Source organism: Lactococcus cremoris subsp. cremoris NBRC 100676 (assembly GCF_001591705.1).
In the GTDB taxonomy this organism is placed as follows: Bacteria; Bacillota; Bacilli; order Lactobacillales; family Streptococcaceae; genus Lactococcus; species Lactococcus cremoris.
In genome coordinates this window covers 1-9,009 of the sequence record NZ_BCVK01000080.1, presented here as the reverse complement: position 1 = coordinate 9,009, position 9,009 = coordinate 1, and the positions used below count along the sequence as shown (strand labels likewise).

General features: G+C 35.8%; 8 protein-coding genes and 2 pseudogenes. 7 read left to right on the top strand and 3 right to left on the bottom strand.

All coding sequences use genetic code 11. The features are described from left to right. Positions 1-247 (bottom strand): annotated as a pseudogene (locus LLA01S_RS12470) (IS982 family transposase); the annotation flags it as partial. A 141-nt stretch (positions 248-388) separates the two neighbouring features. Between LLA01S_RS12470 and LLA01S_RS11290 the strand changes: the two are divergent. The 6 genes from LLA01S_RS11290 (at position 389) to LLA01S_RS11265 (ending at position 5,215) form a co-directional block, all read left to right on the top strand. Continuing rightward, positions 389-1,045, top strand: a complete 657-nt coding sequence (locus LLA01S_RS11290) for a VTT domain-containing protein (protein ID WP_003132768.1) — start codon at positions 389-391, stop codon at positions 1,043-1,045. A 166-nt stretch (positions 1,046-1,211) separates the two neighbouring features. Then, positions 1,212-2,072: a shikimate dehydrogenase gene (locus tag LLA01S_RS11285; protein WP_021211028.1), complete on the top strand. Its 861-nt coding sequence runs from the start codon at positions 1,212-1,214 to the stop codon at positions 2,070-2,072. A gap of 8 nt (positions 2,073-2,080) precedes the next feature. Beyond that, entirely contained in the window at positions 2,081-3,139 is a 1,059-nt protein-coding gene (aroB, locus tag LLA01S_RS11280) for a 3-dehydroquinate synthase (protein ID WP_223203866.1), read from the top strand. A 110-nt stretch (positions 3,140-3,249) separates the two neighbouring features. Beyond that, a complete protein-coding gene (locus tag LLA01S_RS11275) occupies positions 3,250-4,173 on the top strand; it encodes a DMT family transporter (RefSeq protein ID WP_061778327.1) in 924 nt (307 codons plus the stop codon). 111 nt (positions 4,174-4,284) lie between these two features. Then, on the top strand, positions 4,285-4,629 hold the full coding sequence (locus LLA01S_RS11270; RefSeq protein ID WP_061778326.1) for a DUF1054 family protein: 345 nt from the start codon (positions 4,285-4,287) through the stop codon (positions 4,627-4,629). Between the two features lie 4 nt (positions 4,630-4,633). Next, positions 4,634-5,215 (top strand): HAD family hydrolase, encoded by a 582-nt coding sequence (locus tag LLA01S_RS11265; protein WP_014011528.1) that lies wholly within the window; start codon positions 4,634-4,636, stop codon positions 5,213-5,215. A gap of 4 nt (positions 5,216-5,219) precedes the next feature. Here LLA01S_RS11265 and LLA01S_RS12295 read toward each other — a convergent pair. Next, positions 5,220-6,111: pseudogene (locus tag LLA01S_RS12295) on the bottom strand (IS982 family transposase). Between the two features lie 211 nt (positions 6,112-6,322). Next, positions 6,323-8,410 carry a heavy metal translocating P-type ATPase gene (locus LLA01S_RS11255; RefSeq protein WP_061778325.1) on the bottom strand — a complete coding sequence of 696 codons (2,088 nt, stop codon included), beginning with the start codon at positions 8,408-8,410 and terminating at the stop codon, positions 6,323-6,325. A gap of 408 nt (positions 8,411-8,818) precedes the next feature. Here LLA01S_RS11255 and LLA01S_RS11250 point away from each other — a divergent pair. Then, positions 8,819-9,009 (top strand): ATP cone domain-containing protein (locus LLA01S_RS11250; protein WP_155719848.1); only part of this gene is annotated, 191 nt, incomplete at its 3' end.

The following is a 9,009-nucleotide window of genomic DNA, read 5'->3' as shown; positions in this document are numbered from 1 at the left end:
GGCGGACAAAGCGAGAATATTCTAGGAAATTAGGAAATAAACTTTGAGCCAATTGGTGCTTAGCTTTAAGCGTTTCACTAAAATGCAGTACGCCCCAGAGGTAACAAGCGATAACTAAGCAATCTGATGTTGCGAGATGGACGTTCTTTCGGTTTTGAACCTCAAGGGGAACCCTCGTTTGATAAAGCGTCTCAATGGTTGTCAGTAAATAAACAAAAACTTTTGGAAGTGTGCTATTATAAGTCATATAAGTCGTGCGCTTTCTAATGCTTAGTGGTTTAAGATTAGGATAGCACGACTTATTTATTTTCCAATGAAATTAACTAGCAATTCGGGTTTAAGTAAATAGAACTATTGTAAGAATTTTTAACTTTTGAAAAGGAATATTATGTTTGTACAACTTTCGATTTTTGGTTTCTTTAATGATTGGATGGCTAATTTTGCCCAGATGCCTAATGGTCATATTTGGATATATGTTGTTTTAGGGGCGATTATATTTATTGAAACAGGATTAGTGATTTTCCCCTTCTTGCCTGGGGATTCAATTTTATTTTTTGTTGGTTCTTTAGCAGCAATGTCAAATGGAAAATTATCCATTGGCTTATTGATTTTGGTGATGGGGATTATTGCCTTCATTGCTAATCTGTTAAATTATGAAATTGGTCGAAGATTTGGAGATGTTATTCCAAAACATAAATGGCTTTCTCGCTTCTTGAAACCAGAATATATGGAAGAAGCTCATCAATTTTTTGAAAAATGGGGTTCTTGGGCCATTTTCTTAGGGCGATTCATGCCAATCATTCGGACGATTGTTCCATTTACAGCTGGTGCTGGTAAAATGCCACATAAAAAGTTTATTTTCTTTAACTTCATCGGTGGTTTTGCTTGGGTTATTGTTGCCTTAGGTGCAGGCTATTTATTTGGTGGTATTCCTTTTGTTAAAAAACATTTTGAAATCATCATGATTGCCATTGTCTTTGTGTCACTACTACCGGCAATTATTGGCATTTTGAAACGCGTTCTTGGAAGTCGCAAGGAAGCTTAACTTTATGATAAAATAGGACTTAAAAAACTGTCAGTCCTTTTTTTATCGATTGATATGTCAATGACAATAGAATTTACTGACAAAGACACTAGCATAGCTGAGCCTTTTGCGTCTTGCGCAATTATGGATATATTAGTAGTTTCATCAGTAATTTTGGAGAATTTTTATGAACATTAACGGCTACACTCGTATGGCTGCTGTTGTAGCAAACCCAATTAAACACAGCTTGTCACCTTTTATTCATAATCTGGCTTTTGATTTAATGAATGAAAATGGTGTTTATTTAGCATGGGAAGTTGAGGCGGAAAAATTGCCAGCTATTGTGGAAAATGTTCGTACTTTAGACATGTATGGACTTAATATTTCAATGCCTTATAAAGGCGAAATCATCAAATTTATGGATGAATTGAGTCCGGCAGCTGAATTAATTGGTGTCGTTAATACGGTAGTTAATCAATCAGGGAAATTAATTGGACATAACACAGATGGTATAGGATTTTTCAATAGTTTAGAAAAATATCATTTCAATATCCAAAATAAACAAATGCTTATTCTTGGTGGAGGGGGTGCAGCAATTGCAATTATTGCTCAGGCAGCTTTGTCTGGAGCTAAAAAAATTGTGGTCGCAGCAAGAAAATCGGCCTCATATATTCCGCTAAAAGAGAAATTGGAAAAGCTGTCAGTAAAAACAGGGATTGAAATTTTACTGACAGACTTATCTGAAGCTGATAGATTACAAAAAGAGTTGAAACAGACCGACTTATTAGTAAATGCAACCTCAGTCGGAATGGATGGAGAATCTTTGCCGCTGGAAAAGAGCTTAGTTCTTCCTGAAAAACTTTTGGTGGTAGATGCTATTTATAAAGTAAGAGAAACACCATTTTTACGTTGGGCAAAAGAGCAAGGAGCTCAAACTGAAAATGGACTTGGCATGCTGATTGGACAGGCGGCGGAAAGCTTTTATTTATGGACAGGTAAAAAAATGCCTGTTGCAGAAATTACATTAGAAATGGAGAAAGAAGCATGAAATAAAATGTGAATTTACCAGAACATCCCTATGATGTCATCATCGAAAATGGGGCCTTGGCTAATATTGGAACTTGGGTTTCTTCATTGTGGAAGAAGCAAAAAATTGTTTTGATTTCTGATAATCATGTTAATGGACTTTATGGTCAAAAAGTTGTTGACCAACTTGAAAAAGCAGGTTTTGAAGTGGCAACTTTTGAATTTCCAGAAGGAGAAGCCAGTAAAAATTTACTGACAGCCGAAAATGTTTGGAACTTTTGTGCCGAATTTGGACTGACTCGTTCTGACGGAATTATTGCACTCGGTGGTGGAGTAACAGGTGATTTAGCAGGTTTTGTAGCCTCTACTTACATGCGTGGCATTCATTTCTTACAAATTCCAACAAGTTTGACCGCCCAAGTGGATAGTTCTATTGGTGGGAAAACAGGAATTAATTCCAAAATGTCTAAGAATATGATTGGGACTTTTACACAGCCCGACGGCGTGTTAATTGACCCAGAAGTTCTGCAAACGCTCGGTCAAAGAGAATTCCGTGAAGGACTGGGAGAGGTCATCAAGTGCGCCCTAATTGCTGACAAAGACCTCTGGAATTTACTGACAGACTTGTCAGCGAATGATTTGGTAGAAAAGCTTGATAAGATTGAAGAAATTATCTATCGATCTTGTGAAGTAAAACGAAAAGTGGTTGTTGATGATGAATTAGACAATGGTGTGCGGCTCTATCTTAACTTTGGTCATACAATTGGACACTCTATTGAAAATACTGCAGGCTATGGCAAAGTGATGCATGGGGAAGCAGTTGCTATTGGGATGGTTCAAATCAGTAAAATTGCCGAACTCAAAGGTCTTATGCCCAAAGGAATTACTGACCAAATCCGAAAAATGGTCAAAAAATATGGTTTACCTGACGAATTTCAACCTTGGGATGAAGAGCTTTTGTTTAAAGCCTTAACTCATGATAAAAAAGCACGAGGAAGAATCATCAAAACCGTTATTGTTCCTGAAATTGGCACCGCTAAAATTAATGAAGTGACTTTTGAAGAAATGAAAGACTATCTCAAAAAATAACTTGAGTTATTCTAAGAGAAACCCTATCTAAAAATTACAAAAATGTGGTAGCATTAAAAAAATCCCAGCTTTTATAAAAGCTGTAAAAACACTTATTTAAAGGAGAAACAATGTATATTTACCTAGCTTTTGCATTAGTTGGCGGTTTTTTACTTGCTAATCAAAATCCAATCAATGCGGATTTACGAAAAATTGTTGGCTCACCATTTTTGGCCTCTGGAATTTCCAACTTTGTTGGTTCGATTTTTTTAGGAATTATCACTTTAGTGACCAGTCAAACACTTTTTCCTAGTTTTCAATTTTTTGGCTCACACCCAGTATGGATATGGATTGGTGGGGTTCTTGGTGGGATTTTTCTAACATCTAATGTTTTACTTTTTCCAAGATTAGGAGCTGTCCAAACGGTGATTTTACCTATTTTGGGTCGAATATTGATGGGGACACTTATTGATTCATTTGGCTGGTTTCATGCCATGCAACTTCCGATGACTCTGATGCGCTTTTTGGGAGTTATCATTACTTTAGCTGGGGTTATTGTCGCGGTTGTTCTTCCTAATTTAAAAGAAAAAGAAGCAGAAACGCACCAAACTAACTTACTAGGCTGGCGAATTTGGGCGGTCATCGTTGGGGTAATGTCGGCTGCTCAACAAGCAATTAATGGCAGATTGGGAGTTTTACTTGAAAACACTGCACAAGCAACCTTTGTTTCGTTCTTCATTGGATTTTTAGCTATTTTTATCGTGTCTCTTTTTATTGACCGCCGTTTGCCAAAAATTTCAGAATTAAAAAAAGCAAAACCTTGGAATGGAATTGGTGGATTTTTAGGAGCCTCAATCGTTTTTGCAACAGTCGTTGCTGTTCCGCAAATTGGTGCAGGGCTGACAATTATGATGGGCTTGATTGGACAAATTTTAGGCAGTATGTTGGTTCAACAATTTGGTTGGTGGCGCTCAAGTAAATATGGCATTCAAATTTGGCAAATTGTTGGGATTCTAATTATGCTGACCGGAATAATATTCATTAAATTTTTATAATGTAGCTAGTAATATGGAACAGCGTTTCACGCTCACTACCTTCCGTCTGCGCGTTCAATAAGCAGTAATACCTATAAAAGAACTTAGAAAATTGAGGATAATCACTCTAAAATGTTTACTCAAAAATCATTTGAAATTTTTAAAATAGAAGGTTTAGAACCAAGAATGACTGAGATTCGTTCTGAAATTCAACCTGTTTTTTCTGAAATTGGTCAAAAGTTACTGACAGAAGATTTCGTAATCTCAAAAGACCATACAAAAGCAGAAACTTATCCCCTGTCAGCATTTAGAGAAGCCGCTGAACGCCTAGGAAAAGTAAAAAAATCTGAATTGAAAATTGGACGGCTTTGGCCTAAAGAAAGATTTAACGGCAAAGAGGACTCAATAATTCTAGCGGAAATGATAGAAACAATTGACCAACTCCTACCGATTTATCAAAAATTAATGGAGGCCTAATCTAATGACAACATTTATTTGGGATTTAGATGGAACACTAATTGATAGCTATGAGGTGTTTTTAGAAGCCTTGTCCGAATCATTTGCAAACTTTAATCGACCATTTGATCGAGAAACAGTATATAATTTTATAAAGGGTCAATCAGTCAATGCTTTACTAAAAGAACAACCCGTTCCATTTCAAGAAATAAAAGAAGATTTCACGGCAAATTCGACAGCTAAAAATGACAAAATTAAATTAATGGTTGGTGCAAAAGAGGTTTTAGATTGGACTCAAAAAGAAAAGATTCAAAATTTCATTTATACTCACAAAGGCAAAAATGCTTATGATTTGCTTAATCAGCTGGAAATTTCCCCCTATTTTCTAGAAATAGTCACTTCTGAAAATGGATTTAAAAGAAAACCTCATCCTGAAGCAATCAATTATTTACTTAAAAAGTATAAATTAAAGCCTGAAGAAACTTATTATATTGGTGACCGAATCCTTGATATTGAAGCAGCCCATAATAGTGGCATTCAATCAATCAATTTTCTTTCAGCAATAAATTCACAGCAAATCAATAAATTAACAGACCCGAATTGCTAGTTGATTATTTAGGCATGACTTGATACCCGATAGAATATCTTAAAGTCTCTGGTTCCAGTGATTCAGCTGATTTTAACAGTAAAGAATACGCTAAAAGTATCATCTCTAATTTCAATTGAAAACCTTGAGGCGAACGACTTTTACAACGCTCAGCTCCTAGATTTGTCAAAAAAGAGAAAACTCGCTCAATCACTTTTCTACGTTTTGAAAAATTAGGGAAAAGGATTTTCTTTTGCTTCATGTTCTTCCTGACAGGTGTCATTAGATCAATTCCTTTTAATTCCAGCCTATCATGCAGTGACTGACCTAGATATCCCATATCTCCAAGGACTGTTGGTGTCCCAAATTGACTCAACACTTCCTCGGTCATTGAACTATCAGCCATTGAAGCAGGAGTAATTGTGTAGTCTATGACATAGCCTGATTCACTGACTAAAGCATGACATTTACATCCATAGAAGTACTGTCCCTTTTTAGCATTGTAGCCAACATTTGCATAATCTCCAAGAACTTTGCTTCTGAAATTACGAATAGGCTGACACAAAGGAATGGGGAAGCTGTCAATAATGGATACACTAATTCCTTCAACCTCTTTAAAGACGAGTGCTTGGCGAATGACTTGGATAACTCGGTAAGAGGGCATTACAACGGCGGACAAAGCGAGAATATTCTAGGAAATTAGGAAATAAACTTTGAGCCAATTGGTGCTTAGCTTTAAGCGTTTCACTAAAATGCAGTACGCCCCATAGGTAACAAGCGATAACTAAGCAATCTGATGTTGCGAGATGGACGTTCTTTCGGTTTTGAACCTCAAGGGGAACCCTCGTTTGATAAAGCGTCTCAATGGTTGTCAGTAAATAAACAAAAACTTTTGGAAGTGTGCTATTATAAGTCATATAAGTCGTGCGCTTTCTAATGCTTAGTGGTTTAAGATTAGGATAGCACGACTTATTTATTTTCCAATGAAATTAACTAGCAATTCGGGTTATTTAAAAAATATCATTACAATCATTAGTATTTGTGTGATATCATACTTAATCTTTAAGTATATTTAAGTGATAAAAGTTTCATAATTAGTATGAAAAAAATAGAAGAGCATGTGCTCTTCTATTTTTTATCATACCTCAATCCCATCGCGTTGATTGAGACAATCACGGTTGAGATTGACATCAGGACTGCTGCAATGAGAGGGTCAATATAAATCCCTGTAAATGGATAAAGAATACCCGCTGCAACAGGAATAGCAATAATGTTATAGCCTGCTCCAAACCAGAGGTTTTGTTTCATTTTTCTAAGCATGCGTTTGGAGATATTAATCATATCCAAGACGTCACTTGGATTGGAGTTAACTAGGACGACATCAGCGGTACTGATAGCAACCGAAGTTCCTGCTCCAATCGCAAAACCAATCGTAGCAGTTGCAAGAGCTGGGGAATCATTGACACCATCACCAATGAAAAGCACGCCGGCTTTCTTTTGGTACTCTTTCACAATTTCTGCTTTATCTTCAGGTTTTAATTCCGCTCTAAATTCGGGAATATTTAGTGCACTAGCAATTTTTTTAGCAGTTTCTTTATTATCACCCGTGAGCATAACAGGGGTAATTCCTTGGGCTAATAAACCATTAATAAAGGCTTTCGCGTCTGCTTTAGGAGAATCTCCTAAGGCAATAAATCCTAAAACATCTTGTTGTTCATTGATTAGGAAAGATACAGTTAAACCTAAATCTAAATATTGAGCAATCTTTTGTTCATCATAAGAAAGTTGATTTTCACGAAGATATTTATAGTTAACAATTTGATAAAAGTTTTGATTAACTTGCCCTTTAATCCCAACTCCTGGAATATTTTCAACCGCTTCAACTTTTAGATTTCCAAGAGGTTTAGCAGCTGCAACGATTGATTGAGCAATCGGGTGAGTGGAACTTCCTTCAAGTGCTGCCATGATTTGGAGAATGTCTGTTTCATCAGTAAAATCAATAACATTACGAACAATAAACTTACCGTCAGTTAATGTTCCCGTTTTATCCATTAAGGCATATTTAATTGTATTTATTTTTTCTAGAGAAGTTCTGTTTTGAATTAATAAACCATTTTTAGCAGAAATACTGGTTAGGCGAGAAACAACAAGTGGAACCGCAAGACCTAAAGCGTGTGGACATGCAATTACAAAAACAGAAACCGCAAGAAGTAGAGCAAAACTAAAGTTAGAGCTAATTGTCCAAAAAATTAATGAGAAGATACCGACAATAAGTGCAGCATAGAAAAGGTAACCAGCCACTCTGTCAGCCATATTTTCCAAATTAGATTTTTGAGCTTGGGCTTTCTTGACTAATTCGGCCACTTGATTGAGAAATGAATCTTTTCCAAGGGTTGTGACTTTCATCTCAAATGGTTGGTTTTGATTGAGGGAACCACCATAAACAAGGTCATTTGTTTTTTTATTGACTGCTCGGCTTTCACCAGTAATCATTGACTCATCAACGAGCGCTTCACTTAATATAAGGCCATCTGCAGGTATTTTCTCATTTTCTTTCACTAAAAGTAAATCGCCAACTTTTAGTTCTGAAAGCTCCACATCCTTCCCGCTTTTTAAGTGAGCTTTTTTGGGAACAAGGCTTGCTAAATCTTTCAATGCATCGCCAGCACCCATGATTGCTTTCATCTCAATCAGGTGACCAATCAACATAATGACAATTAAAGTTGCCAGTTCAAACCAGAAGTTCATGCCCATATGTCCGTTAAGACTCATGATTGTGGCGTAAACAGAATAAGCATAGGCAACGGTAATTCCCATTGTAATCAGCATCATCATGGCTGGCTTACGGCTTTTTAATTCACCTTTTGCTCCGCTAAAAAAAGGAGTCCCAGAGTATAAGAAGATAATTGTACCAAGGATGAGTTGCAAAATTTCACTTCCGGGGAATTTAAGGATAGTAAAGCCAGCGATTGGTGAAATGAGTAGAAGGGGAATCATTAGAATGATAGCAACTTTGAGCTTTTTACTCATATCACCCATATGCATCATGTGTCCTCCATGATTCATCATATCCATATTGTCCATATCATGCATCTCATGCATATTATCCATATTGTGCATCTCATGGTTTTCGTGCTCCATATCCATCATTTCATGATTATGATGATGCTCAGCCATCATTTCATCGTGATTAGACGAATGAGTTTTATTTGACATATTTTCCTCCTAAATGAATGCTTTGAAATTTCTATCTATATATAGTTTACAATTGTAAATTATCAAAGTCAAGGAAAAAAATTGTATTCTATAAATGTTACGAAATAATAATCTATAGGTTTCTTTTGTAACTTAAATGTGATATCATGATATATAATCAACTAGCAATTCGGGTTTAATGTTTTATATTGGCTAGAAAATGTGAGAATTTAGAGAAAAAATCTGATTTAAGACGCACTAATTACGTTTTGAATACAAAGAGATTATATTTTGCTTTGCAAAATTGAGAAAAGGGAATGAAAACAAGAAACACAAGATATTGTGTGTGTTTACATAATTTAACCTATATATTGTGTCATTTCCGAGAATTTGATAAAATAGATGATGTAATTGAAGAGGATGGTTAATATGAAAAGTGAAATAAAATATCAAGATGTAACACTAGAAGAAATTAATGTGATAAAGCGTGACGGACGCTCAGTGAAATTTAACAGTGAGAAAATTTTTGATGCTTTGACTAAAGCGGCTAAAAAAGTCGAACTGACAGATATGTCGGTTCTTTCAGAACTTACTGACAGAGTAGTCAGTGAAATCTTTAA

What these genes read in the sequence shown, in the direction of transcription:
- LLA01S_RS11290 (WP_003132768.1), top strand. Translation starts at nt 389, where the DNA reads ATGTTTGTACAACTTTCGATTTTTGGTTTCTTTAATGATTGGATGGCT.
- LLA01S_RS11255 (WP_061778325.1), bottom strand. Translation starts at nt 8,410, where the DNA reads ATGTCAAATAAAACTCATTCGTCTAATCACGATGAAATGATGGCTGAG.
- LLA01S_RS11265 (WP_014011528.1), top strand. Translation starts at nt 4,634, where the DNA reads ATGACAACATTTATTTGGGATTTAGATGGAACACTAATTGATAGCTAT.
- LLA01S_RS11285 (WP_021211028.1), top strand. Translation starts at nt 1,212, where the DNA reads ATGAACATTAACGGCTACACTCGTATGGCTGCTGTTGTAGCAAACCCA.
- LLA01S_RS11270 (WP_061778326.1), top strand. Translation starts at nt 4,285, where the DNA reads ATGTTTACTCAAAAATCATTTGAAATTTTTAAAATAGAAGGTTTAGAA.
- LLA01S_RS11275 (WP_061778327.1), top strand. Translation starts at nt 3,250, where the DNA reads ATGTATATTTACCTAGCTTTTGCATTAGTTGGCGGTTTTTTACTTGCT.